The organism is Saccharospirillum alexandrii (genome assembly GCF_004000275.1).
GTDB classification, from domain to species: domain Bacteria; phylum Pseudomonadota; class Gammaproteobacteria; order Pseudomonadales; family Natronospirillaceae; genus Saccharospirillum; species Saccharospirillum alexandrii.
Genome location: NZ_RCIP01000002.1, coordinates 945900 through 972281 on the forward strand (window position 1 = coordinate 945900; position 26382 = coordinate 972281).

The following is a 26382-nucleotide window of genomic DNA, read 5'->3' on the forward strand; positions in this document are numbered from 1 at the left end:
TACCAGGTTCGGCGGCGATTAAACGTAACGTCTTTAAGCGATGGCCGTATTCACACGGTTGCGTCGTTGCCAGGCATAAAGCGCAACGAGTGCTAATAACGTAAACAGCAAAACGATCCACGATGTGGCACCCACCCAGAACGCGAGCAAACCAGCCACCAATGCCACCAGTCGCAGTAGGGGGTGCACAGGCTGAACCCAGTGACCTACCAGGCTGACGGCCAATAGAAAGACGCCAACAATACCTGCCAGCACAGCGTGAACGATGCCTGTCACACTGCCCTGCATTAGAAAGGAATCGTTAAATACAAAAACAAAGGGAATTAGATAAGCGATGACCGCAAACCTAAGTGCATAGAGCGCGGTACGCCAGGGGTTGGCTTCAGCAATAGAGGCAGCTACAAATACTGCCAGACACACGGGTGGTGTCAGAAAAGAGAGTGTTCCAAAGTAAAATACGAACATGTGCGCTGACAGCTCGTTCACGCCAACCTGAACCAGAGCCGGTCCAACGAGGATAACCAGTATGATGTAGGTTGCCGTTACCGGGACACCCATGCCCAGAACAATACAGCCCAGCGCAGCAAAGAGCAGCAGCAACCAAACATTGCCCCCGGCTATTGCTACCAGGTTCTGGGACAGGCTCGACCCTAAACCAGTTAAACCAAGGCAACCCACTACCAAACCAGCCACAGCACACATAACGGCAATAAAGATAACCGCCTCGCCCGCACTGGCCAACACCGTCAGGTATTTAATAATACTCCGACGCATCGCCGGTACGACCAGGCTGATCACCACAGTAGCGGCCGTTGCTGCAAAGGCCGAATTTTCCGGACTTTGCATCATGCCGAACAATACATACAACAGCACACCAAATGAGAGCGCCACAGGAATGACCTGTTTTGCCGACTGCATCATCGACGGTAGCTCATTCGATTCCCAAGCTGAAATCCCCCCTTTCCCTGCTTCAAGATCCACCTGCAGGTAAACGCACAGATAAAACAAAAGAGCTGGAATTGCCGCTGCAAGCGCAATTGTGCTGTAGGGCACGCCGAGAAACTCGGCCATTAGAAAGCCAGTTGCCGCCATAACAGGGGGCAACACCAAGCCGCCCGTAGACGCCACCGCTTCAATCGCCCCTGATTGTGTGTCTTTGTAGCCGACCCGCTTCATCATGGGGATCGTGATCATACCGGTTGTGGCAACATTGGCAGATGCACTGCCAGACAGCGACCCGAACAATGCGCTGGAGAATACGGCCACTTTGGCGGGACCACCACGGCGCTTTCCCATTAAGGCAAAGGAGAAGTTAGAAATCGCGTCGCCACCGCCCACTAAAAAAAGCACCTGCCCAAAAAGAACAAAGGCAGTCACGATCGTTGCCGCCACATAGAGGGGCGTTCCCAAGACGGCATCCGTCCCCAAATAGTTATAAATGAGCAAGCGCTCAAACGGAATGTTTCGAGTTTCGAACATGCCTGACAGTAAATGGCCAAAGAACGCATAAGACAAAGCAGCCAGCCCAACCAGCACCATTGTCCAGCCCGCCAACCGACGGGCCGCTTCCAATAGAACCACCAATCCAATGGCACTCACGATAACTTTATCTTGCGTGATGAGACCCATCATCCCGACCAGCTCGTGATACCAGAACGCGACATAACCACCCGAACCCAGGGTTGCGATGATCAATAACGTGTCATACCAGGGAACCCTGTCGTTTGCCGCCCCCGAGTACGCCGGTTTGAGCATAAAGGTCAGCACCAGGCACAGCGTAAGAAAGAAGGCCAGGAACTGTTCCTTATAAATCACCAAACCGAACTCTGGCAGTATCCGGAGTCCAAAAATTAGCGCCGAGATGGGAACTAACGCCGCGAGCACCATCATTAAAAGCGCTACGAATCCGGTAAGCTCGCGTCTGTTGCTATTCATTTGTGTCTCCACCGCTCACCGAGACGGACAGAGGCAAGACTTCCTGGCAACAATCACCGAGCTTACTTAGCCCTGAACGTTTTATGGAATGATGGTTTTCCAAACTCACAGGCACCTCACAAATTTCATTTTAGGAATTATTGTTCTCATAACGGTAGTTTTAGGTGTGCGGGGCTGTCAATGGCAAACCTTGGTTTAAAGATCACGCTGAGTGATACCTACAAACCAAAACGCTCTGAAACCCATTAATGACGCAGATCAAGGGAGGTGTAGATTTTTGTACATCAAACGGAACGGTGCGTACGCAAAGGGATTCGTTTTGCAGCAAGTGGAGAGTGGGATGAAAATTGTGTCATTATACGAACAAATAGATTGAAAACTGGAACCTAAAGAACATGACAAAGGACATACTGGACAAGTCCTCAGACCGCGCTCAATCCCTCTATAAAGGGCTTGTGGTCTTACAGTGCTTCTCTGAAGGCCATGCGACGATGACGCTGAGTGAAGTTGCCGATACCGTTGGAATGAACCGGGCAACCACTAGGAGATTCCTGCTAACACTGGTAGATCTCGGCTACCTGTCGCTGGAAGGTAAACGCTACACGCTCACCCCCAAGGTCATGACCCTCGGTTACAACTACCTTTCCAACCTGCCATGGTGGCAACTTGCCAACCCGGTGGCAGAAGAAATATCTCGCCATCTCAGTGAATCTTGTTCCATTGGCGTTCTATCACGGGATCAGCTTATCTTCGTAGCTCGTGCTCAAGGGCCAAGAGCGCTCACGATCAATCTGAGCCCAGGCCGTGTCGTGCCAGTTCATACTGCAGGGATAGGCAGAGTCCTGTTAGCAGATTTAAATGAAGATGAACAACGACAGTTTTTCGAACGAAACCCACCAACAGGCCTCACACCCTATACCGTCACAGAGGTCCCAAAGATCCGAGAGGCCTTGGTTGAGATCAAGAAGCAGGGTTATGCTATCGTCGATCAGGAGTTGGAAGTCGGTCTGTTAGCAATTGCTGTTCCGGTCCGTGACAGCAGGGGCAAAGCGGTGGCCGCCATAGGCATCAGCACCCAAGCTCAGCGTCGCACAAAGGACGAACTGGTGAATGACCTATTACCAGTTCTGAAAGATGGCGCTTCTAGAATTAGCCAACTGATTTAGTGATGCCAAGCAAACTCTTTTGCAATGAACTTATGTCTGGACCGAATGCAAAAAAGGCAGCCTAAGCTGCCTCATCTAATACCTTTTCCTGTTCTATACCCCCGGAGCCTCCGAGGCTACGTCATTCCAGTCCCACCAGGCCAACAGTAAAGCCTTATGCAAGTCGTCATACAGGATCTCTAGCTCCACTGGCTGAATGGTATGGTCCGGATCGTTGAGGTATTCCTCAATCCACCGGGCCAGCATCTCGCGATTCGAGCTTGGCAGGCTGTTTCCGCCGCCCAACAGCCCGATCAGACTGGCATCGTCTTTAATGAACAGCCGCTTCATGGCCGCAGTGGTGATCGTTTGAACGGTATCAGCCGACACGGCCGGTACGCGTGCAACGGATAGGTTGGATACAAGCGTGAGTTTAGGGCTCATGAGGATTCCTTAACGGTTGTTTTTGACGATTCAGCATGGGTCTCGCTGGATGGGGTGTGCTGCTCGGAAGGCCCCAGATTGCTGGCCAGCAGGCGCTCGAAGGCGCTGCCGTCCTGACGGGTCAGGTTCGGAACGAAGCGGGAATACACCCGAAACAGCATCTCAGTGGTGGCATGGCCCATTTGCCGGGCGATCCACTCCGGGCTTTCGCCCGAGGCGAGCCAGAGCGTCGCCGCGGTGTGACGGGTCTGATAGGGCCGGCGCTTGCGCAGGCCTAGGTGACGCAACAAGGGGTACCAGACCCGTTTGGTGACGTTGTTGTGCTCTACAGGCGAGCCAACGCGGTTACAAAACACATAGGCATGCTGGCCGGTTACCTCCTTCTGGGCCATCAGGGCGTCATACACCCACTGGGACATGTCCACGGTCCGGAATGAGCCATCGTTCTTGGTGTACTGCATCTCCCCTTGAACCAGAGACTCCCGCACCAGAATCTGCCGGCGCCCGAAGTCGATGTACTCCCATTTCAGGCCGTCGATCTCCCCTGTCCGCAGGCCGGTAAAGAACCGCACGGTGTAGTAGTTGCGGTAGTCCGGCCGTACGCGTTCGATGATCTGGCTAACCTCATCCAGTGTGAAGGGCTCAACATCCGTTTTGGGCACCTTCAGCGATTTAATCCCCTGGTAGGGTGAGGTAAACTGAAACCGGTCGGCCGCTTCATTCAGGATCATGCGCAGTGGCGTCATGATTTTGTTAATGCGACTAGCAGACAGCCCTTTGTTGCTCCGGTTACGTACTTTGGCGAGTGTGGACCGGAACTCCAGGATGTCTGCCCGGGTGATGCGGGCGACCTCTTGTCCATTGAAGGTAGGCAGCAGATAGGTATCCAGCGTGCCGCGGATCGTTTTGGCATGGGAACTCCGCCACTGAACGCGCATCTCACCGAACCAGGTTTCCGCAAAGTCACTGAACAGTGGCGACTCCCGATACTCCGCTTTGTTTTTGATCGCCTTGGTGCTCAGCGACTCTGCCCTGGGGCTGTTTGGGAAGTACTTCCCGTACTCAAAGGTACCCAGGGTGATTTCGGCTTCGATTTTCTGAAGAACCTTTTCCAGGCGCTTGCGGTTGGCCGCATTGGCTGGAAGCGACGTTTGCTCCCGGCAGCGTTTACCGCCATACCGGAAATCGAAGTACAAGTTGCCCGTCTCAGGCCGCTCGACAATATTACCCATGCGCCACTGCCCCCCGCGCCATCGGGATGGCTTGCATGCTGGTGTTTGAGAAGTTCTGCATATCCCGCTCAATCGACTCCCAAATATACAGAATCTTCCGGCCGCCAAAGGGACGAATGTAATGAACCCCCTCAAGCAGCACTGAGTCTTTAAGGCGTTCCCGGATGGTCCGGGTGTCGTATTTGATCCTCATGGCCAACTCACCGGTGGTGAGATAAGTTTGTGAATCGCTCATAGCAATCACCTTATGTCTGATTTATCCTCTATGACAGAATGCTTTTCAACAATGCATAATGTCACCCTAAATGACATTCTACACCACATAATGACTCTTGCAATGACTTTTTGTTATTCTGGATAACACTTAGAGGATCGAACGGTGATCAAGTGCCACCTGGCGCGCCTGATGGGCGAGCGAAAAATGAAAGTGATGGATGTGGCTCGTGAGACGGGCTTAAACCGGAATACGGTGACGCTGCTGTATAAAGAGAAAGCGCAGCGGGTTGATTTTGAGACGGTTGAGAAGCTTTGTGATCTGTTTGATTGTGAGGTTGGAGAGTTGTTTGAGAAGCAATGAGCAAAGCTTGTCGTTCCTAGCTTCTCGATGAGGTTTTCGTTCTGTCCACAGCATGTCTAATATTACATCCAACACGATTCCGGCCTCTTGGTTGCTAGCAACTTACGCTGGGGATCTTATTTTCTGGTTACCACCAATTCCTCCAATCTTCCATAATCCCTGCCCCAATCAAGCTCAACTTCTTTGACGAGTGTTGCTCCGGGAAATATTCCAGGTGTTCGGCCAATCGGTTGTGCCACTGGGTATTTGGACAAATAGACTTTACAAACATACGTGTAATGGCCAATAGCAGGAACGGCTTGAAGCGGGTGTCTTCATTGTTGATAAAAAACGAAGATATTCATCTCTAATCATTTATACACCCTTATTATATGCCACGTCAGCAAGGCCGGATATCAATTGCCTTATGGTTGGGTGGTTCAGCTTTGCCGAAAGCGGGGATACGTAGTCCCGTTCTTGGTTCCAATGCAGGTTTGTGTTGTAAATCAACCCAAGCAGGAAGTAACTTTCCGGGATATCGACACCAGTGTTAGCCACAAAATCCATTTTGTTTTTGGTTTTCCTGGTCTCTAGGAAATCGTCTTTCTGGTTGTCATGTGCCAGCAGGCCATAACCGAGTTTTTCAACAGCAATACGTGTAGCAAAACATACGGCGAGAGGGTCGTAATTCTTGCTTTCCAGGTATCGTGTCAGCTCGCTCTGGGTGTAATTATGAAACTCCCCCGAATTCCTCCAGTCTTGTGGAAGGTTATTTGGCCAGTTATGTTCTGGAATCTCACATGGGTCAATATGGAAGTGAAACCAGTACTTTTCTAACCTATCCTTGATTTGCTCTTGATTTTCTCTTGCTTCTATAAGCCGCCGAGTATTTTGTGCCTTGCCGGTCGGCTTTGCCTGAAGGTAATTGACTTGAATTTTGTGCTTGTTGAAGCAGAAATCAAAGAATACTCCGGGGTCAAGGTGCGTCAGTATTAGTGGGTAGATGAGTTGTTCACGTTCTTTGTATGCTTCAATAATTGACGTTACGTAATACTGGAACGCCACCAGGTTGGCGTCATCCAGATAATCGAAAACTTCGTCTATGACCAATATTAAGGGCTTCTTAGAACCCTCATATAGGGTTTTATGCAGCTGAACGACCAGCGTTATAATGTCGCGTTGGCCGTTTGAAAGCTGGTGCGCCTTCGGGAAGGTTATAGATAAGGTTTTCTTTTTCTTGAACTCTTCAACTTTCGACCACTGCCAATTGGAGCTTTTGAAATTGGAAAGCAGCTCAACATAATGCGCTTTCACAGTGGTATATTTCAGCCATTCTATGGCAGCAGTGAACCCTTTCGGGTCGGCTGAATGGATTTTTGCGACTTGATAGGCTACTAAGAATCCCTCCACTTCGGAATCAGAAAGGTTAAGCTGAACAAGGCGATTACCCAATTCTCTCAACAGTGGAATGGTTCGAAAATCATCTATACAGTTTTCAAGAATCCATTGTGATATTTCAGCAGCGGTACCGTTTTGTTGATTTATTCGTTCGATAAGGGCGGTCAACGCAGCCTGAATACGTTTTTGGGTAAATTTGGGGAGATCGCTGCCCAGAATTGCATCTAAGAGTCGAGAATCTTTCAGAAGGCTAGAAATGTTTGGCAAGATTTTGCCATTTTGGCCAAAGCTTTCCTTAGCTTCTGCTGCTTTATAGGAAAATTCCACTTTCTCAGGGATTTTGCAGATCGTTATTGGCTTAACTTCCAGGCTTGATGATACAGCACCCTTGAAATGCTTCTTGGCTTTCGGTGTTAAGCCGCTGTTGATCACAAGTACATCAAATTTTTGGCGAATTTCGTTTTTGGTTCTATCTGCTGTTAATTTCTGGCCATCAACCGTAATGCTAAGTTCTGGCGCCAGCTTGTCGTTTTCTTTGTGGTAATCCTTGTCCGCAAGATCTATGCGCTTTGTGTTCATCGAAGAAAACGCAGTGGCAACCGAGCTTTTACCAAAGCCATTGGGTGCAACCAGAAGATTTGGCTTTTGCGCCTTCAGCTGCACCTTAAAGCACTCATTTGAAATGCCTTTGATGTTCCTTATGTCAATTTGGCTTATGGTCATCGTCTAAATTCCTTACTTTACTATCACCTGGCCGTTCATTAGCATGGGGAGCAGCCAATCTCGAAGACTGATAAGCTCACGATTTTCAAGGCTTCGCTCGAAGATCATCTTGTTATAATTCGTGACTACGTCATCATATTTCTTGAGCAGATCCGCTGTTGGGTATGCCAGTGTGAGAGAGTGCAAATCGTTTTTTGTGATGGAGCCGAACGTTGTTCCTTCAGAATTTCGACGATTAAAAATCTGTTTGAAATACTTCATCACATAAAACAGAAATCCGTCCGACCCGGTTTTGCTATTCAGTGCAGCAAGCCCGCGACCAATACAACAATCAGAGTTAGCAATATTCATGTCACCAACAGGAGCGCGGACACTCAAAAGAATGTCACCTTTCTTTGCCATGCGGCTTGGTGCTGTTGTGTATTGACGGGTGGTGGGAAATAACCATCCAAAGTCCGTGGAACCTTGATAAAAAATAGTCCCAACACCTACTTCGTTATAGGAGCTCCCCTCTGGAGATTGACCCATAGTAATGTTGGCGATTTGGGATAGCGTCTTGTCGCTCCACCCCTCCGGTATCTCCCGCTTCAGGGTTTGGTTGTAGACCATCTTGCCACCTGAGGTTTTGTAGGGATTGCCGTTGGCATCGGGGAAGTCGAACTGTACGAACCAATAGTCGTACAGGGTTTTGGCCATGGCTTCCAGTTTGGTATTGATGCGGTTGTTGAGTTCGATTTTTTTATCGATTACACGTAATACGCTTGAGATTTCGGCCTGTTGAGTTTTATTCAGGTCGGGAAATGGCAAGTCCTTGGCAGAACCAATGTTAAAGTGTTTCTGTATTGCCCCCACTAATTGGTTTTTAACGTGAGAGTGTGTCACTGAGTTTATGTAGTATGATACGAAATGCGGATCTAGCAATTCTCCGCATCTAATAACGACCAGATCAGAACAGTTTGCTTCAGGTAGCGTTTCGGGTATTACGCATGATGCCCCTGGATTTCCGGTCCTAACTGCTACAACATCTCCCGGGCTTAATGCGGACTTTCTTATCTTTTTGTGAAATTTTTGTGATATGTATTTGAGATCACTTGGTTCATAAGAATAAGGCTTTACATTCAGAGAGCGAAGAAAAGGTATGCCTTCAGCAACGTACTCGGTTGCCATAGATCCTACGAAGCCAACTGTGATATCCTCGGCTAGCTCTCCCAATGTACTTCTCGCTTTCATTTGGCAATTTCCAATGATTTAAGTTGCGAGAAAATTTCCTTTTCAATATCACGCGATTGACTAAAAAGGCCTTCCAAGTCCGAGGTAAAGCCCTGCATTTTCTCCGAAAACTGCGTTGGCGTAATATCCACATACTCGATTTTCACATCGAAATACTGACCAGCACTCAAGCTGTAGTTTTTGGCTTCGATTTCGTCATAACTGACGGCAACGGAGAAATCTTCCGTTGCCTTCTTGGCATTAAAGGTATCGATAATACGCTGTTCTTCATTCTGACTAAGCACGGTCTTCTGGTTTTTTCCGTCCTTGATTTTTTCACCCAGATTTGATGCATCAATCAAAACCACATTGCCTTTATTGCTGTCATCTATAAACAGAATGGAGACGTTGGTTCCTGTAGTAGCAAAGATATTGGATGGCATGGATACCACGCCTGCCAGCATTTTATTTTGTACCAGGTGCGTGCGAATGCCTTTGTCGATACCCGATTGGGCGGTAATAAAGCCTGTGGGAACCACCACGGCCGCTTTGCCACCAGGTTTTAACGACGCGACGATATGTTGTAAGAATAGCTGATAGATTGCCATTTTGTCTTTGGCTTTCGCAGGTGCCTTAGGGATACCAGCAAAGAAACGCTCTTTGTTTTCTTTGCTGTCCAGCTCATCGCGGAAATCGCTGAAATCCAGCTTAAATGGCGGATTGGAGACGATATAGTCAAAACGCTTTAGGTCTTTGCCGTCTTTGTGGTAGGGGTGAAGAACGGTATTACCCTGGATCACGTTCGGGATGGAATGCACCAGGTTGTTCAAAATCAGGTTAAGACGCAGCAGATTTGAGGATTTTTGCGAGATGTCCTGGGTATAGATGCTGCAACGGTCTTCACCAATGGCATGGGCCACATTCATTAACAGTGTGCCAGAGCCTGCTGATGGATCGTAGCAGGCGACATTCTTCACTTTTCCGCGTAGGGCTTGCGGCACCAGAATTTCGGCCATGATCCTTGCGACTGCATGGGGGGTAAAATACTCGGCGTACTTTCCACCTGAATTGCTGTTATAGTCTTTAATCAGGTATTCAAAGATAGTGGCGTAGAAGTCGAATTTTTGGGTGAAAATTCGCTCGAAGCTGAACTCAACAAGCTTGTTGATGATGGCGCGGCAGAAGGCATCGCGCTTGGATTCGTCGGCGATGTACTCACTAATGCGGTCAAACAGCACCACTTTTGCGCCGCCATCGGTTTTTACCGCGAAAACTTCGTTATTGGTCTGGGCAATATCGCGCAAGGTATCATCAAACAGCTTGGCATAGTCCGGTGTATTCTGCCGGCTAAACAGATAGCTGATAAAGTGGTGCGGCTTTAAACGTGCGGTATCCCCGCCCATTTGCAACTGGAGCATTTCTAGCTCGTCTTCGCTCATGGCGACTAGGGCTTCTTCCCACGTTTCCGAGTTGGCGACCTTCTCGTCGATCTTCTTCGCCTCGTAGGCGAATTTGTCGTTCAGGAACTTGTATAGAAAGGTTTGGGTGATGACTTTAAATTCATTGCCGTCGTTACCCAAGCCATAGTGGGCGCATATGTTCTTCAGGCTATCGATCAGCGCCTTAGTTTTTTCTCTAAATTCAAGTTCTACCACGTACGTGCTCCGGTACTAAATTCATTCAGGTATTCGGCGACAACCAGGTGATTGATATAGCGTGAGGCGTCGGCGTTGAGTTGTATGTTTTGCTCGCCTTTGAAGCGCCTGATCACCAAAGGCATCATCTGGCGTTCAAAATAGCTTTCGTTGTCCAGTATTTGGCTGTTATTCAGTACCTGCTCATCGGCGTCCTGCTTTACCCCAGTGAGGGCTTCAAAGATCTTGCGCTCTGACTCGCTGATGCCGCCACGCTCTTGCAGGCGCTTGTGAATGCGGGTGTATTTGGCATCGCCATGGTATTTCTGGCGAAGCTGGTTGTTCTCGCGGTTCAGCTCCTTAACGCGCTCGTGGATCTTGTTGAGCGAATCGATGTTGGCCACCATTTCATCCTGGGTGACTTCGCTGAGGTTCTTTTTCTTGAAGAGCCTTTCCAGCTCTTCCTTTAGGCTGACGAACTTGGGGTCTTGTTGGTCAAAATTACTGGCCAGGGCTTCGCGGGTTTGGCGTAGGGTGTTTTTCAGCTTATCGGCCAGCACCAGTTCTTCTTCGCCCACCTTGATGAATTTAAAGATGACATCCTCAAGGGCCACATTTAGTAAATTGTCGGTATCCGTGCCTTGCTCAATGCTCTCCTTGAGGTTGAGCATATCCAGGTGGTTACAGGTTTCCCGATAGAGGATGTTCAGTTTGGCGAAGTCCAGCTCATCCAGGATGCTGTACTCACCTTGCAGGCGGATGAGGTTGTAGAGGCTTTTCGCATCGCCCAGTGCTCTCTTCAGGGCCAGAATGGTTTCCCTGTCCTGAATCTGGCTTATCTGGTCGGTGAAGACCTCGGCATTTTCGATATCGAAGCGGAACAGCACATCCTTGATATGCTCGATTTCTTGCTTTATTTCCTCCTGGGATTTAAACAGGTTGGAGTAGTGCTCCATTTCATCGCCGAGTTCTAATTGCAGCTCGTCAAAATAGGCTTTGTTGGTCGCATCAAACTCCTTGCGGATGTCGGCAAAGTCCACCACATAGCCGTAACGGAAATCCTTATAGGTGCGGTTTACCCGTGTTAAGGCTTGTAGCAGGTTGTGCTTGCGGATGACTCGGCCCAGATAAATTTTCTTTAGCCTTGGGGCATCAAACCCGGTGAGCAGCATGTTGAATACGAACAGGAAGTCGATTTTCCCGGCTTTGAAGTCTTCCACCCAATCCTTACGCTCTTCCTTGGTGCCTATGTCATGCAGGATCAGCGCTGAGGTTCTGGCCTTATTGTTACCTTTCTTTGCAACCTTATACTCAGGCTTGTTTTCAGCCACCTTGGGTAGTTCATAAACACTGTCATTGGATTCTTTGAGGGCTATTGTATCTGCGTATTTTTCTTCAAAGAGTGTAGACATGGCTTTGGCCTGATCTGCGCTATCGCAGATCACCATGCCGCCTATGGTGGCATCATTCAGTGCGCCCCGGCTTTTTTCAAAGTCGGTGATGATGTAATCGAGCATGGGTTCGACAAAGCTCGGGTGGGCGTAGATAAGCTTGCGATCCACGTCACCCATTTTGACTTCCACTTCATCTAGGGCTTGTTGCAGCACCATCTTATAGTTGGTGGCGATCTCTTCCCGGATCAGACGTAGTGTGTAGCCATCGGCAATAGACGCGTTGTAATAGTATTTGTGAATGTAATCGCCGAATAGCACTCGAGAGTTGTAATCGTCGCCTAACAGTGGCGTACCCGTGAGGCCAATTTTGATGGCATTGGTGTCCGACTGGCTCAGGTTCGCCAGGAAGCTGCCTCTGGGGTTGTAACTGCGGTGGACTTCATCCAGGAAATACACGCGCTGGATGGCAACATCGTAGTCCTTGGTTGAGACGACATCCGGGTCGTCCTTAAATTTCTGGATATTCACGACCGTGATTTCAGGCTTGCCGGAATGGTTGTGGATAACCTGGGTTGCCTTGATGTCGCGGGTAAAGGCTTCACGGGAGTTAACAGTGTGCACCTTCAGGCCGCGAGCGGTGAATTCCCGGTGCGCCTGTTGCAGCAAGTCCAGCCGATCGACAATGAAGTAGAACTTGGGAATGATCTGCTGTTTCTGGAAGTGATCCGTCAGAAAGTGCACGTTGTAGAAAGCCAGCGCTGTTTTGCCGCTGCCCTGGGTGTGCCAGATGATCCCCTTCTTAACGCCATCATTGAGTTTCCTTTCGATAGCCTTGGTAGCGAATAGCTGCGGATAGCGCATGATGTGCTTTTGCAGCCCGTCAGTCTCTGACACATAGGCGAGCGCATAACGCAGGATAAACGCAAGCCGATCCCTGTTGACCAGAGAGGTGCAAATACGGTTAGTTGGCCGGTTCGGGTCTTTATTGACAATGAATTCGGGATTGCTGCGAATGACTTCCAGGTTGTTGTCCTTCAACACCTTGAGCTCGTCACCATCCGATAGCGGCTTGAGCAGGGCCGTAAGGTTCAGAATCTCTTCCTCACGGAAGTAATTGAAGACCGGCTTGTGATAGGAGCTGCTGGCGTAGAACGCGCCCTGAACAGGTTCCGGGTCGCCGTCGTCATACTCCATATTGTTAGAGAAAATCATGAACTGCGTGATGTTGGCAAAGCGCTTGAACTTGGGGTTCTGGAAGCGCTTGTTGATGCGATCCCGCTCCGCCAATATGCCTTCACGGTTATTCGGCTTCTTCACTTCAATAAAGACTGACGGCATGCCGTTGATCAGCAGGGTGACATCTGGCCGAAACTCTTCATCGCCATTCTGGCAGGTCAGCTCGGTAACGACGTGGAAGCTGTTGTTGTCGAAGTTTTCGAAGTCGATCAGCTTGATGTTGGAGCGGTCGCTTAGCCGCTCAAAGAAGGCGCGCCCCAAGTCTTCGTTGTCGAGCAGCAGCTTGACGTCTTCCAGGAGCCGGGAAACATCGTCCGCCTCGATGCCGGGGTTGATTCGGGTGATCGCCGATGAGAACAGCTCAGGGAATATGTTGGTGTCCAGATCCCAACTCTGGCCCTTGAGCGAGAGATACTGATAACCCAGCCTCATCAGGTGGAGAATGGTCGGGATTTTTACTCGGGTGTCTTCGTTAAACTTCATCACGTTCCTTGATTATTGCTGTGTCAGCTCTAGAAGATCACCCACCTGACATTCGAACAACAGGCATAGCTTTTCGATGGCTCCCAGATCCACTTTCTGCGCCGTTTCTTTGTACAGCAGGGTAACAGTGGCCCTGCTCAGCCTTGTTTCTCTGGCAACGTCTGATATGCGCATTTTGTGCTCACCCATCATGCGGGCGAGATGACAGCGGATCATGGTAATAGCCTCATTATTTGACGATTAACCCATCTATCGGAGAGTAACACAGCATTCAAAACAAAGTGATATTATGCGAGATGAAATTATAAATTGTCACTCCTCTGCTATACAACGCGAAAATTCCGACCTTATGCATGTCAACAGGTTAAGGGACCGGAATTCGCGTGGGGTCCGCGGGAACAACAAACCATTTAATCCGGCGGCAGCAGAAAATAAGATTTTGGTACCGTTAGGGGCTGAAGTTAGAAGATTTTATGTGAGTTACGGCTGCTTCGATGCGAAAAGGGCTTTTACACCTGTGACCAGAACAAACGCTGAAGATGTATGGGCGAAGGTCAGACTTACGCTTCTTAGAAAAATATTGGAATAAATATGGTCACACCATGGCCACAATTTGGTCACAAACACTAATTCGCTTTATAAAACGTGGGGATTCTCAATTAGAGCAGAGGTCAAACCAATCGCTAGCTATATTTTGAGGCATGAAATTTGACAGGGGTATTACTAGAGCTTAATTTCGTCGAAAATTGCTGTAAATGCAGCGAAATGGCCCGCCCGAGAGGATTCGAACCTCTGACCTCCGCCTCCGGAGGGCGGCGCTCTATCCAGCTGAGCTACGGGCGGTTTTCAACAAAATTGGCATTTTGGACCGTTGCCTTCGGTTCCGGGGTACTGCTACGACCGTTGCCTCCGGAGGGCAGCGCTCTATCCAGCTGAGCTACGGGCGCATAACGGGGCGCAGTATACAGATTTAGCGCTCTAAGTCCACAATTGTTTGGTATTTCAAGAGGTTAGCTCGCCCCGCCCGGTTTTCCACAAAACGGTCATTCTACCTTCAAGCCTCTGTCATCCCGGCCCGTCAGCCTGAGTCTGCACGCGTGTGCAAGCAACCGAGGATGACACCATGAAAACGACAATAGCGGCAATTATCGCGGGCGTCAGCCTGCTAACCAGCGGTGCCTGGGCCGATAACACCCCATCGGCTGCTGGCCTGAACGATTCACTGGCTTACGACCAGGCCTATTGGTCACGGCCTCACAACCCCTACGAGACGGCGCATTTCCCGGATATTTTGGATGTGCTGGAGCGTGGTAACCGGGTGGTTGAACTGGATGTCTGGGAATCCGGTGGGTCTCTGGTCGTCAAGCATGTCCCCACCCAGGGGGATTTGGACAACAACTGTCAGGGTGGCACGGGGGGCTGGTTTGCCGATTGCCTGACTGATCTGGCCAGTTGGAGTGACAGCCACCCAAACCATTTGCCCATTACCCTGCAGCTCGACCTGAAAGCCGGGCTCTGGGCCGGCTGGGGCGCTTCGGCCCGTCAGCAGTTGAATTCGGCACTGGCAAACGAGCTGGGCAACCGCATTCTTACGCCGGAACAGGTGCGCCAATATACCGGGCACACCAGCCTGCGCGAAGGGGTGTTGGCTGCTGGCTGGCCCTCTCTGGGCAGTATGCGGGGTAAATTTCTGGTGCTGATTACCGGTGGCCCCATCGGTGCCAAGAACCAGACCCAGCGTGCTTATGTCGAGCAATTTGGTGCGAATGCCAATGCCCTTGTCTGCCCTCAGGCGGAAGGCGCCGCTTACTTTGATGCGTATGGTTCAGCCAAGGATTTCAGTGGTTATGCAGCCAACGACTGGGTGGTTTGCGGGAACACGGATGCGGGCAAGTACGTGTCGCAAACGCTGGAGGCTTCGGCCCTGAACCGGCAACTGGTGAATCTTTGGGCATCGGATGAACACCGGTTCGATGCCTTCCACCAGGCCTACATGGCGGTGGCATCCGGCGCTTCGATGATCAGCCGCGAAACACTCGATACCTATGGCCAGCACATTCCCCTGAACGGTGAACGCCGCTCCATTCCCAACCGCTTTGCGCTCCAGGCAGAGCACAGCGGCCTGTGTTTGACCGTTGAGAATGCCCAGTACGGGAATGGTAGTGATCTAATCCAGTCAGCCTGCACCGGCAACGCCAACCAGCTATTCAGATACAGCGATGAAACCCAGTTACGGTCTGTCGGCAACGAAACGTACTGCTTTGACATTGAAGGCGGGCAATCTACCGCAGGCAAGCCCTTGCACCTTTGGGATTGCGATGGCGGTGATAGCGAAAAATGGCGGTTAACTACCCAGGGCCAGCTCGTCGGCATGGGTGATCGCTGCGCTGAAATCCCCAATGGCAGTCAGACATCGGGCGTTCAAGCGCGCCTGGCCAATTGCAACGGTGCATACGCCAGGCAACGTTTTGCCATTCTCCCACTCTAAGCACTCTGAAAGTCACAAAACCGTCACGGCCCTGTTATAGGGCCGTCATGTTCAAAGCCTAGATTGCACACGTGTGCACTTGGCTCGAATCACCATAAAGACTCGACATTCGATACAGGCAATAACCCTATAACCACCGAATAAACGATGGAGGAAAACAGGATGTTTACAAAAACCAAAATGGCAACGGCCCTGCTGGGCCTGGCGGTCAGCGTGGCCGGGGTTGCCCAGGCGGCAGACCTGGTGATCGCAGGGCGTGATGATCTGATGGGTCGGGCGTTGGAGCAGAGCGTTGCGGCTTACCAGGCCGAACACCCAGACATGGACATTGAACTGCTGAAGCTGCCTTATGGCTCGCTGTACGAGAAGTTGGTTATCGGCATGCGCGAAGGGGATTCCAGTTTCGATCTGGTGATGATCGATGACACCTGGGCCACCGAGTTCATGAGCCAGGGCTGGTTGGCTGAACTGAACGAAGATCGTGTTAGTCAGGATTTCATTCCGGCATTGACGGATATTTCGCGTTATCCCGTTGGCCAGGGCCCGCTGTATTCATTGCCCGTCGTCGGCAACGTGGCGATGTTCGCCTACCGCTCGGATCTGATGGACGAACCCGAAACCTGGAGTGATGTCATTGCCCAGGGCAAGCAGTTACACACGGCCGATCGCTCCGGCGTGGTGTTCCGTGGTACTCAGGGTAACCCGATTGTGACTGGCTTTTTGCCGATGCTGTGGGCCTACGGTGGCAACATTGTGGACGGTGACGGCGCTGTGAATTTCGACAGCCCGGAAACCGTAGCGGCCATTCGCGATTTCGTGAGCCTCAGAGAGATCGCCCCGCGCGGTATTGAAGTGTATAACTCGGGCGAAGTGCGCGACGCCATTCAACAGAACAAGGCGGCAATGGCGATTGAAGTCTGGCCATCCTGGGTACCCACGATGGACGACCCGGAACTGTCGCAGGTCGTGAACCAGGTTGAAATCATCCCACCGCCGGGTGAAGTCAATGCCTCCACACCGATGCTGGGTGTCTGGCAGATGGGCGTTTCCGCCAACGCTGAAAACGCCGCAGCTGCTGAAGACTTTCTGGCCTATTTCACCAGTGCAAACAACCAGCGTGACCTGACACTAAGCCTGGGTTTGCCGCCCACCCGCAGCAGCGTGTATAGCGATGCCGAGGTGGTCGACACCTACCGCTGGTACCCGAACCAGTTGAATGCCCTTCGCCAGGGTGCACCGCGCCCACGCATCAATGCCTGGCAGGAACTGGAATCGATCATGGGTGATTACCTGCAACTGGCGTTGTTGGGTCGCATCACGCCGGAGCAAGCCGCCCAGCAAGCCCACCAACGTATGGCCGCCGCCCTGTAATTCAGCGGACGTCATAATAACCGGGCACTCATTCGGGTGTCCGGTTATTCGATTTCAATGATCAGGATTCGGTTATGTTTCGATCCGGATGGCAACCCGCCTTGCTGCTCGCCCCGGCGTTGTTGTTGCTGGCGTTGCTCACCCTCTACCCCATCGCCTACAGCTTCGTGCTGGCGTTTACCGATGCCGAGTACCAAAGCGATGCGCTGACCTTTGTTGGCTGGGCCAACTTTAACACCCTGCTGAACGACTGGTTTTTTCAGCAGGCGACCTGGAATACCGTGCGCTTTACCGTCTCGGCTTCTGTTGTTCAGGTCGGGCTTGGGCTGCTGCTGGCCCTACTGTTTGCACGGCCGTTCCCCCGCCGGCAGTGGCTATTGCCGCTGTTCATCTACCCGATGATGTTGTCGACCCTGGTCTGCGCGTCCATCTGGAAAGCCTGGATGCATTTCGACTTTGGCTGGCTGAACAATCTGTTCGATGCGGTTGGGCTTTCCCGGCAGCCCTGGCTATCGGACCCGGCGCTTGCGCTCTGGTCAATCGTGCTGGTCGATACCTGGCAATGGACGCCCATGGCGTTTCTGATTCTACTGGCGGGCCTGCAAGGCATTCCGCAAGACATTGAAGAAGCCGCAACGCTGGAAGGGGCTACGCCCTGGCAACAGTTCTGGCACATTCGCCTGCCGTTGCTGCGCCCCTACCTGTTTTTGGCCTTGCTGTTGCGCAGTATCGATACCTTTAAATTATTCGACAAAGTCTATGTGCTGACCGGCGGCGGCCCGGCCTTTGCCACTGAGACGTTGTCGCTAATGGCCTATAAGCAGGGTTTTAAATTCTTCAACCTGGGCGCTGCCAGTGCCATTGCCGTTATCATGCTGGTCATCGCGCTCGTGTTGAGCCTGGCCTATGCCTGGCAGGTAATGCGGAGGCCAACATGACCCATTCGCTTCGATACGCCGTGATGATTGTCTTACTGCTGTTTTTTACGCTGCCAACGCTGTGGATGCTCGGCACAGCGTTTAAACCGGCCGGAGAATATGTCGGCACGGGTTTAAGTCTGCTACCCAATGCGCCGACGCTGGAGCACTTTATCAGCCTGTGGCAACAGGGTGTCGGGCAACGTCTGGTGAACACCCTGGTCGTCGCACTGGGCACGACGGCCCTGTCTTTGACGCTGGCGTTTTTGGCGGCGTATGCGCTGGTTCGGTTTCGCTTTCCAGCCCAGTTGGACCGGATGTTTTTACTGCTGGTTCTGGTCGTGAAAATGCTGCCGCCGATCGTTGTCGCCATTCCCATGTACCGGATTCTGCGCAGCCTGAACGGGCTCGATTCGTTGCCGGGGTTGATGCTCAGTTATCAGGTGTACACTCTTCCGTTTTGCATCTGGATGCTGCTCGGTTTTGTTCGCCAAATACCCGTAGACCTGGAAGAAGCCGCCACGCTGGAAGGCGCGGGATTGTTTCGCCGACTGACCCGTGTCGTCTTACCGCTTGCCGCACCCGGCCTGGTGGCCACGCTCATTTTCGCCATGTTGTTGGCTTGGAATGAGTTTCTGTTTGCACTGCTGTTTATTCAAACCCCGAGCAATTTCACCCTGCCACTGTTCATTGCCACCTTCGCCACCGAAAACCAGACGTACTGGGGCGAACTGATGGCCATTGGGGTGATCAGCTCCCTGCCAGTTCTGATTCTGGCGGGCTATCTGCAACGGCACCTGCTGCGTGGCTTTGCCATGCAATCGCACTAGGGATTATCATGAACATTACGGTAATCGGCGCGGGAAGCGCCTATGAACCTTACGGTGTGAACGCCTCGATTCTGGTACAGGAATCAGAGTTCACGCTGCTGGTCGATTGTGGGCCCACCGTCCCCCCGGCGCTGTGGCGGCACGACATCGGCATTGAGCAGATCGACGCCCTATACTTTACCCACTGTCATCCGGACCATTGCCTGGGGCTAACGACCCTGATCAATTTCTGGCAGCACTCGAAGCGCCGCAAACCAGTGTTGATTTATGCCCAGCGAGACCAGTGGGCCCGGTTGCAGCAACTGGCGAGCTTTGGTTTGTGGCCTTCGAACCAGTGCAGTTTTGACATTCTCTGGCAGGAAAGTCTGGGGCTGACAAGCCTGGGCCCCTGGCAATGCCAGACGGCCGTTAGCCGACACCCGGTACGTAACCTGTCGCTCTGGTTGCGCAGCCGGCATGGTACCTTGTTTTACAGTGGCGATGGCCGCCCCACCCGCTACAATCAGCCCTGGCTGGAATCGGCCGACGTGGTGTTTCAGGAATGCCAGTCGAGCCTGGCGTTACCGCCGCGCTCAAACCACGGTGACTGGCCGTTGTGTCAGCAATTATCGCGCAAAGCAGGTAGCTTGCTGTGCCCCTATCATATTGGGCCTGAACATCAGCCTGCTATCCGGGAAGCAGCGGCATCGTTCGCGGATATTCGCGTCCCTGTGGCTGGCGACCGCATAACACTGCAACAAGGGCACTGGCGCTACTCAATCACAGGCAACGCCCTATGAACAAAAACCGCATTGCAGTTACCGCCTCAGATGTTGCACGGTCGGCACAGGTTTCCCGTTCAGCGGTTTCCCGTGCCTTTACGCCCGGCGCCAGCATCAGCCGAGAACGCCGACACCACATTCTTCAGGTTGCCAACCAGTTAGGCTATCGGCCAAATGCCCTGGCGCGCTCGCTGGTCAACTCTAAAAAGGGTCGGCACAGTGGCCTGGTTGCCGTTGTGATGGGAGAGTTCGATAACCCGTTTCAGCCCTACTTTTTTGCACAGCTGACTCAGGCATTGCAGGCCGAAGGCCGGGTACCCATGCTGATCATGCCAGACCAAAACGGCCAACTGGACGACGCTCTGGACCGGCTGATTGCCTACCAGGTTGATGCCGCCATTATTGCCGCAGGCAGCTTGTCACCGGAAGCCACTGAGGCCTTTCTGGCCCTGCACATTCCTACGGTGCTGCTTGGTCGTGAAGCAAGGCAAACCCCTGTTCCGGCCATTCTGACCGACAACCGGGCCGTCGGCAGGTTGGCTGCAGATTATCTGATACAGCAAGGCTGTCAGGCCCCGGCTTATATTGCGGGTCGTAAAGATGGGCAGGCTTCTCAGGAACGTCAGCAAGGATTTCTGGCAGCGCTGCACACAGCGGGCATCACACCCGCTGTGGTGCTGCAAAACACCGACTACAGTCACGATGCTGGCTTTGCCTCGGCGCAAACCCTGTTGCAATATCACCCCGGGGTCGATGGGGTGTTTTGCGCGTGCGATGCTCTGGCCATGGGCGCCCTGGCCGCATTCCGGCTGGCCAGCATTGCTGTACCCGATTCCGTCAGGCTGATTGGTTGCGATAATGTTCCCCAGGCGGAAAGCGCAGGCGTTCAACTGACCACCATTGCCCAGCCTGTCGAAGCACTGGTGGCCACGGCCCTTCAGGCCTTGAATCAGTCTATTCGGGGCGAAGTGGTTGAACTCAGTCAGCGGCTGGCACCGGCGTTTGTGCTGCGCGAAACCTGAGCAAAGGTGAACCCGGCCTATCTGTCCGGGCTGATGAATCGAGCCCACCATCTGACGAGCTCGTTGCTGTTGAATACCAGCAAGACGGCCCCGAACCGTGCAGTTGCCTCTACTTTCCGTGCCCCGCCAACCGCGCAGACACCCGTTCGGCCAGGCCCATGCCTGCACTGTTCATGGTCAGGAAGGTTTCATCGGCGCCGGCGGCTTCCATCAGAATGGCAGCGTCTTCGTAGAGGGCATGGGTAACCACTGGCCCCTTGAAGCCTTGTCTGCGAATTTGACGGGCAGCAACAACAACCCCTTCGGTGTCCGGCATGGCAATGATAAAGGCTTCGATACCCGACAGGTCTACGGCATGCCAGAAGCTGATGTCTTCAGCGTCGGCATAAACGACCGTACGGCCCTTTTCCTGTTGGCGGGCGACTTTATCGGGGTCTGAATCGAGCCCGACGACTTTGAAGCCACGGTCTTCCAGTGCGAGATAGGCGGCGGTTCCGGTTCGCCCCATACCCATCACAATAATGGTCGCATCGCCGAGCGATGCGGGTTGCTCATCCGGATGCATGCTGTGACGTTCAAGCGGGATCAGCTTCAGCTCCAGCCACTCGAATATCGGGTGCGCCAAACGGTTCAGCGGTGCGGCGATAATAAACGACAACGCCACGGTAATGGCCAGCGGCACCAGCCACTCTTCCAGCACGCCAGCGGCCACAATCAACCCGAACTCGCTGTAACAAGTCAGGCTCAGCGCACCGAGAAAGGCGTTGCGGGCGCGCAGTCTGAACAGGATAAGCAACCCAAAGAAGAGCAAGCCTTTCAGCGGCAATACCAGAGCAAAGACGACCGCAAATATCAGCGCCTGGGCATCCGGCAGGCCGTTCATGCCGATCTGCAGAAAAAAGCCGATCAGGAAGACTTCTTTCAGGCCCCACAAGGAATGAGACAGCTCCTGCGAGCGTGAGTGGCCAGAGAGCAGCACCCCCATCGCCAGTGCACCCAACTCGGAACTGAGCCCCAGCGTTTCAAAGCCCATGCCGCCCACGGCAACGGCGAGCACCATGCCCATCAGCACCATCAATTCGTCGTGCCCCGCCATGTCGAGCAACCAGTACAGCACGGGCCTTAACAAGGGCAGTGCGAATACCAGCAATGCCCACCAGGAGGGTGAATTCCCCCCTGCAACGCTCAGCACCAACAGCGCGATCAGATCCTGGATGATCAGAATGCCAATGGCGACCCGGCCATGAAAGGCACCGAGTTCACGTTTTGCCTCAAGCGTTTTGGCCGCCAGAACGGTCGATGAAAAACTGAGCGCAACGGCCAGTAATATCACGGTTGCGATGGGCAGGTCGGTAAAGAACGCGATGCCTGCACCAAACACCACCACCGTCATCCCAAAATGCAACAGGGCCCCGCCAACCACTACAGGCTGAACCAGGTTCTTGAGCTTGAGTTTCAGGCCAACGGTAAACAACAGCAACAGGACACCCAGGTGTGCAATGTGTTCGAGCACCGGGCCGGTATAGGAAGGCAGGCCGACATAAGGCCCGAGGGCGTTCAGGCCAAAACCCGCCAGCAAAAAGCCCACCAGGGGTGGCAGGCCTATTCGCTTCACCAGTAGGCCAAGCACGAAAGCCAGGGATAAACCGACAACTTCAATCACAACGTGGTTCCTTTAAACCAGATTTCAGTGCTGATCTCGCACCGCAGTCTCATCGTACAACGTCAGGTTAGTATACCGGTGATCAGCCTGGCCTTGTATGTTTGTGATGCCGCCCCTCAACCGAACACGGTGGACTGTGCCTGACCGGCAGGCCACGCCCGGGTTGAAGCTGCTTGACCTGTGAGCCACGATTCGTCAGCATTCACCTATCTTTCTGCCGGATGTCACCGCCCTGTTTACTCTAACGCGGCCGCGCTGTCGGCAGTGAAAGCCCCCTTCCTGGTCGGGTACGACCTACACATTGGAGTCCTGTCATGTCTGAACGCACTGCTTTCCGTCGCGGTTCAATCGTTCTGTTGTCGTTGTTGATGACTGTATTAACCCAGGCGTTTGCCGAAGAACGAACGACCATGGACCCGCGCCTGGTCACGCCCGGCAAACTGACCGTCGGCACCGGCGACCCGGTTTACCCACCCTGGATGCTGAACAACGACCCGGCCAGTGGTGAAGGGTTCGAGAACGGCCTGGTGTACGAACTGGCCGCTGAAATGGGCTTTGATGCCGACGATGTAGTCTGGGTCGGCCAGACCTTCGACCAGGCGATTGCCCCGGGCAATAAGCCCTACGATTTCGCCATTCAGCAAATTTCCGTCACCGAAGCGCGCAAGCAGATCGTCAGCTTCAGCCGGGTCTATTTTCAGCCTGAAAAAGCCGTGCTCGCCTTACCCGGCAATACCCTCGAAAACGCCACCAGCTACGAAGACCTGCGCGACGCTCGCTGGGGCGCGACCATTGGTACGACCGATAACGACTACCTGGTCAACGTACTGGGCGTTACCGAAGCGGCCATCTACAACGAGCAGGTCGATGTGTTCCAGGCCATGCGTGCCGGCCAGATTGACGGCACCCTGATCTCTCTGCCCACGGCGTTGTACGTCACCGCCGTTCAGGTACCGGAAGCCAACATCGTTGCGCTGCTGCCGCCGGATGAAAACGACCGCGGCCATGGTCTTTTGTTCGAATACAACAACCCGCTGATTCCCTGGGTGGATGACGCTTTGACGGCAGTTATCGACCGCGGTGTGGTCGAAGACCTGAAAGCCGAGTATCTGATTGCCGACCCCGATCTACCCATCATCACCGAATGACCGACTCTCAATCGCCCAATACGGGATCGCTGGGCGGCGCCGAAAGGCGCCCGCCCCCGCCTCCGCCCGGCCGCTCCTATAATTGGCGGGAAGCCCTGGCTCCCAGCCTGATCAGCCTCATCAGTATTCTTGTCGTGTTTGGCGCACTGGCCTGGGTAATCACCTCGGCCGAGCAGTGGCCGCGCATTAAGCTGCAGTTTTTCAATGTCGACGCCATGATCGCCGCCTTCCCGCGGGTGCTGCAGGGGTTCTGGATCAACATGCGCATCTGGCTGATAGTGCTGGCCTGCATTCTGGTGCTGGGCATTGCCCTGGCGGTCATCCGATCGCTGCGCGCGCCCTGGTTTGCACCCTTCCGGTTGATGGTGATTCTGTACATAGACCTGTTTCGCGGCCTGCCGGTGTTGCTGCTGGTGCTGCTGTTTGGTTTTGGCATACCGGCACTGAACCTGCCCGGCTTGCCTTCAAGCAGTCTGTTCTGGGGGGCAGTCGCCATGGTGCTGAGTTACTCGGCCTATGTCTGTGAAATCTACCGTTCGGGCATCGATGCCGTGCACGAAGGCCAGTGGGCGGCGGCCAAGTCGCTCGGCCTGACCGAATGGCAAACCATGATTTACGCGATTCTGCCGCAAGCGGTGCGCAATGTGCTGCCAGCGATGATGAACATCGTGGTTGCCCTGCAAAAAGATGTGGCGTTGCTGTCGATCATCGGTGTGCGCGATGCAGTACGAGAAGCGCAAATCTACACGGCCTCGACCTTCAATTATTCATCGCTGATCGTTGCAGCCGGCTTATTCCTGCTGGCCACCATTCCGATGGCACGACTGGCTGACTACGTTACCCGGCGCGATCGCGCCCGTCGTTTGCAAGTAGGAGGCTAAGCGGTGCCGCGTGTCCAATTATCGGAAGTGACCAAGTATTTTGGCGAGAAGCTGGTGCTGGATCAGGTGGATTTGTCGGTCGATTTGCACGAGGTGGTTTGCCTGATCGGCGCCTCCGGCTCCGGCAAATCGACGCTGTTGCGTTGCATCAATCGGCTGGTAAAAGCGGACTACGGCGACATCTATCTGGATGATGTGCCGGTCACCGATCAGCGCTTCGGCAAGGTCGGCCTGCACAAGCGCATCGGCATTGTGTTTCAGTCGTACAATCTGTTTCCGCATTTGACGGTGCTGGATAACTTAACGCTGGCACCGCGCAAAGTGCACGGCAAGAGCCGTAAAGACGCCGAGGCATCCGCACTGGAACAGTTGGATCGGTTCGGCATGAACAGCTTTGCCAAAGCTTACCCGGAACAGTTATCCGGCGGTCAGCAGCAGCGTGTGGCTTTCGTGCGTGCGCTGATGAACAGGCCGGATGTATTACTCCTCGATGAAGTCACCGCTGCGCTCGACCCGGAACTGGTGGGCGAGGTGCTCGGCATCATCAAGGAACTGAAAGCCCAGGGCATGACCATGGTCATCGTCACCCACGAGATGGGCTTTGCCCGCGACGTCGCCGACCGGGTCTGTTTTCTGGAAGGCGGCCGCATTCTCGAAGAAGGCGACCCAAACCGCATGTTCAACGACCCGCAACACGAGCGCACCCAAGCGTTTCTGGACCGGATTATTGAGGCTGGGCGGCTTTAGTGATTCGGTGGCTGGTGTCATGAGTCAGAAATTCGCGGGGTAACTTGCTTGGCCATCAACCTTCACTTGGGTGCCAGGCGGAGCGCCACAGATGCCTACTGAAGGTACGCCGTGAACCGATATCAGTCCCATCCATGGGACTGACCCTGCGGGCTCGCTTCGCTCATGCCAAAACGCTCCTGGCGTTTTGGTCCATGGGGGCTCGGATGCCGCATCCATGCGGCCTAACGACCTTCAGTAGGCATCTGTGGCACCCCTTGGATAGCAAGTGGTTAAATTGTCGCGAATTTCTGACTCACGACACCAGAGTTAACCTTTAGGGTTACTCCGCTTCCATTTCGAACTGACTTGCCCACTCTGCCATTTCTTGAGCAACGGGCTTATCGTGCTCGCCCAAAAAACGCAGAAAGCGCGGTGCGGTAGCGTTAACAATGCGCGCTTCCGGGAATCCAATGCGCTCAGCGTGTGAAATGGCATGCTCGAAGTCACCGACGCTGTAGGCGATGTGCGAGTCCGAGCCAAAAGCGACTTTCCAGTCGAGCCGGTCAATCAGTTCCATGATATGCACGCAGTTCGATTCGCTGCCGAGGCGGGAGTGCGAGAAGGAGGAGTTGTTGATTTCCAGCACGACGTTATTGTCGCGTGCGGCGCGAATGACTTCTTCGTAGTCCAGCGGGTAATTGGGGTTTCCCGGGTGGCCCACAATCTGGCATTCGCCGGTTTTGATGGTGTTGATCACCGCTCGGGTCGATGTCGCTTTATCGGCGGGCGCAAACACCGGCTCGTGGAAACTGGCGATAGCGAAGTCGAGAAACGGATGCATCTTGTCCAGAATATCCAGACCGCCTTCCGGTTCCAGAATGTTGGCTTCAATGCCGCGTAGCATACCGACATTGCCGACGACGCGGGGAATCACTTTCATGTTTCCAAAGTGCCAGTAATGCGCGCCATCGGGCATGGTGGGCGCGTGATCGGTGATGCTGAACAGTTGCAGGCCCTTGTCGCGGGCGATCTGGAAGTAGTCGTGCACGGTGCTGAAGGCGTGGTCGCTGGCGACGGTATGGGCGTGGGTGTCAGTAAGAATGCGCATTGAAGGCCCTGTGTGGTGTTGAAGACCGCAAAGCATAGCATAGGGCCGATGACGCTTTCATGAAGACGACAGCTT

At 53.2% G+C, this 26382-nt stretch carries 22 protein-coding genes and 1 tRNA gene; 11 read left to right on the plus strand and 12 right to left on the minus strand.

From position 1 onward, the window contains the following. Window positions 1–33 precede the first annotated feature (33 nt). The gene (locus tag EP166_RS12040; RefSeq protein WP_127557262.1) at window positions 34–1935 is read right to left on the minus strand and encodes a TRAP transporter permease; all 1902 of its coding nucleotides are present in this window, start codon (window positions 1933–1935) and stop codon (window positions 34–36) included. A gap of 395 nt (window positions 1936–2330) precedes the next feature. Here EP166_RS12040 and EP166_RS12045 point away from each other — a divergent pair, with 395 nt between their 5' ends. Further along, window positions 2331–3101 (plus strand): IclR family transcriptional regulator domain-containing protein, encoded by a 771-nt coding sequence (locus EP166_RS12045; RefSeq protein WP_127557264.1) that lies wholly within the window; start codon window positions 2331–2333, stop codon window positions 3099–3101. Window positions 3102–3194: 93 nt separating this feature from the next. Here EP166_RS12045 and EP166_RS12050 read toward each other — a convergent pair whose 3' ends face one another. The 3 genes from EP166_RS12050 to EP166_RS12060 are packed head-to-tail and all read right to left on the minus strand — an operon-like array spanning window position 3195 to window position 4991. Further along, on the minus strand, window positions 3195–3524 hold the full coding sequence (locus EP166_RS12050) for a hypothetical protein (RefSeq protein ID WP_127557265.1): 330 nt from the start codon (window positions 3522–3524) through the stop codon (window positions 3195–3197). After that, the gene (locus tag EP166_RS12055) at window positions 3521–4756 is read right to left on the minus strand and encodes a site-specific integrase (protein WP_127557267.1); all 1236 of its coding nucleotides are present in this window, start codon (window positions 4754–4756) and stop codon (window positions 3521–3523) included. Before EP166_RS12055 ends, EP166_RS12050 begins: the two co-directional genes overlap by 4 nt. After that, window positions 4749–4991, minus strand: coding sequence for a hypothetical protein (locus EP166_RS12060; protein ID WP_127557269.1), 243 nt, complete (start codon window positions 4989–4991; stop codon window positions 4749–4751). The genes EP166_RS12055 and EP166_RS12060 overlap by 8 nt, the downstream gene beginning before the upstream one ends. Window positions 4992–5135: 144 nt before the next feature. Between EP166_RS12060 and EP166_RS12065 the strand changes: the two genes are divergently transcribed. Then, window positions 5136–5333 (plus strand): helix-turn-helix domain-containing protein, encoded by a 198-nt coding sequence (locus EP166_RS12065; protein WP_127557271.1) that lies wholly within the window; start codon window positions 5136–5138, stop codon window positions 5331–5333. Window positions 5334–5687: 354 nt separating this feature from the next. Here the strand turns inward: EP166_RS12065 and EP166_RS12075 are convergent, their stop codons facing one another. The 6 genes from EP166_RS12075 to EP166_RS12100 form a co-directional block, all read right to left on the minus strand. Beyond that, the gene (locus EP166_RS12075) at window positions 5688–7433 is read right to left on the minus strand and encodes a hypothetical protein (protein WP_127557273.1); all 1746 of its coding nucleotides are present in this window, start codon (window positions 7431–7433) and stop codon (window positions 5688–5690) included. 12 nt (window positions 7434–7445) lie between these two features. Then, a complete protein-coding gene (locus EP166_RS12080; protein WP_220432556.1) occupies window positions 7446–8663 on the minus strand; it encodes a restriction endonuclease subunit S in 1218 nt (405 codons plus the stop codon). After that, complete coding sequence (locus EP166_RS12085; protein WP_127557275.1) at window positions 8660–10297, minus strand: HsdM family class I SAM-dependent methyltransferase; 1638 nt, start codon at window positions 10295–10297, stop codon at window positions 8660–8662. Before EP166_RS12085 ends, EP166_RS12080 begins: the two co-directional genes overlap by 4 nt. Beyond that, the gene (locus EP166_RS12090; RefSeq protein ID WP_127557277.1) at window positions 10291–13389 is read right to left on the minus strand and encodes a type I restriction endonuclease subunit R; all 3099 of its coding nucleotides are present in this window, start codon (window positions 13387–13389) and stop codon (window positions 10291–10293) included. Before EP166_RS12090 ends, EP166_RS12085 begins: the two co-directional genes overlap by 7 nt. Window positions 13390–13401: 12 nt before the next feature. Then, window positions 13402–13605, minus strand: a complete 204-nt coding sequence (locus EP166_RS12095; RefSeq protein WP_127557279.1) for a helix-turn-helix domain-containing protein — start codon at window positions 13603–13605, stop codon at window positions 13402–13404. A 550-nt stretch (window positions 13606–14155) separates the two neighbouring features. After that, window positions 14156–14232, minus strand: a tRNA-Arg gene (locus EP166_RS12100). Between the two features lie 280 nt (window positions 14233–14512). Here EP166_RS12100 and EP166_RS12105 point away from each other — a divergent pair. The 6 genes from EP166_RS12105 (at window position 14513) to EP166_RS12130 (ending at window position 20778) form a co-directional block, all read left to right on the plus strand. Further along, the gene (locus EP166_RS12105; protein WP_127557281.1) at window positions 14513–15877 is read left to right on the plus strand and encodes a Ca2+-dependent phosphoinositide-specific phospholipase C; all 1365 of its coding nucleotides are present in this window, start codon (window positions 14513–14515) and stop codon (window positions 15875–15877) included. A 162-nt stretch (window positions 15878–16039) separates the two neighbouring features. Next, the gene (locus EP166_RS12110) at window positions 16040–17248 is read left to right on the plus strand and encodes an extracellular solute-binding protein (protein ID WP_127557283.1); all 1209 of its coding nucleotides are present in this window, start codon (window positions 16040–16042) and stop codon (window positions 17246–17248) included. A 74-nt stretch (window positions 17249–17322) separates the two neighbouring features. Further along, the gene (locus EP166_RS12115) at window positions 17323–18186 is read left to right on the plus strand and encodes a carbohydrate ABC transporter permease (protein ID WP_127557285.1); all 864 of its coding nucleotides are present in this window, start codon (window positions 17323–17325) and stop codon (window positions 18184–18186) included. Further along, complete coding sequence (locus tag EP166_RS12120) at window positions 18183–18995, plus strand: carbohydrate ABC transporter permease (protein WP_127557287.1); 813 nt, start codon at window positions 18183–18185, stop codon at window positions 18993–18995. The genes EP166_RS12115 and EP166_RS12120 overlap by 4 nt, the downstream gene beginning before the upstream one ends. An 8-nt stretch (window positions 18996–19003) precedes the next feature. After that, window positions 19004–19774 (plus strand): MBL fold metallo-hydrolase, encoded by a 771-nt coding sequence (locus EP166_RS12125; RefSeq protein WP_127557289.1) that lies wholly within the window; start codon window positions 19004–19006, stop codon window positions 19772–19774. Then, a complete protein-coding gene (locus tag EP166_RS12130) occupies window positions 19771–20778 on the plus strand; it encodes a LacI family DNA-binding transcriptional regulator (RefSeq protein ID WP_127557291.1) in 1008 nt (335 codons plus the stop codon). The genes EP166_RS12125 and EP166_RS12130 overlap by 4 nt, the downstream gene beginning before the upstream one ends. 109 nt (window positions 20779–20887) lie before the next feature. Here EP166_RS12130 and EP166_RS12135 read toward each other — a convergent pair whose 3' ends face one another. Beyond that, window positions 20888–22441, minus strand: coding sequence for a cation:proton antiporter family protein (locus tag EP166_RS12135; protein ID WP_127557293.1), 1554 nt, complete (start codon window positions 22439–22441; stop codon window positions 20888–20890). Between the two features lie 314 nt (window positions 22442–22755). On the opposite strand from EP166_RS12135, the gene EP166_RS12140 reads away from it, so the two are divergent. The 3 genes from EP166_RS12140 to EP166_RS12150 are packed head-to-tail and all read left to right on the plus strand — an operon-like array spanning window position 22756 to window position 25217. Then, a complete protein-coding gene (locus tag EP166_RS12140; RefSeq protein ID WP_127557295.1) occupies window positions 22756–23589 on the plus strand; it encodes a substrate-binding periplasmic protein in 834 nt (277 codons plus the stop codon). After that, a complete protein-coding gene (locus EP166_RS12145) occupies window positions 23586–24470 on the plus strand; it encodes an amino acid ABC transporter permease (protein ID WP_127557297.1) in 885 nt (294 codons plus the stop codon). Before EP166_RS12140 ends, EP166_RS12145 begins: the two co-directional genes overlap by 4 nt. A gap of 3 nt (window positions 24471–24473) precedes the next feature. Beyond that, window positions 24474–25217 carry an amino acid ABC transporter ATP-binding protein gene (locus EP166_RS12150; protein ID WP_127557298.1) on the plus strand — a complete coding sequence of 248 codons (744 nt, stop codon included), beginning with the start codon at window positions 24474–24476 and terminating at the stop codon, window positions 25215–25217. Between the two features lie 322 nt (window positions 25218–25539). Here EP166_RS12150 and EP166_RS12155 read toward each other — a convergent pair whose 3' ends face one another. Next, the gene (locus tag EP166_RS12155; protein WP_127557300.1) at window positions 25540–26307 is read right to left on the minus strand and encodes a phosphatase; all 768 of its coding nucleotides are present in this window, start codon (window positions 26305–26307) and stop codon (window positions 25540–25542) included. Between the last annotated feature and the right edge of the window lie 75 nt (window positions 26308–26382).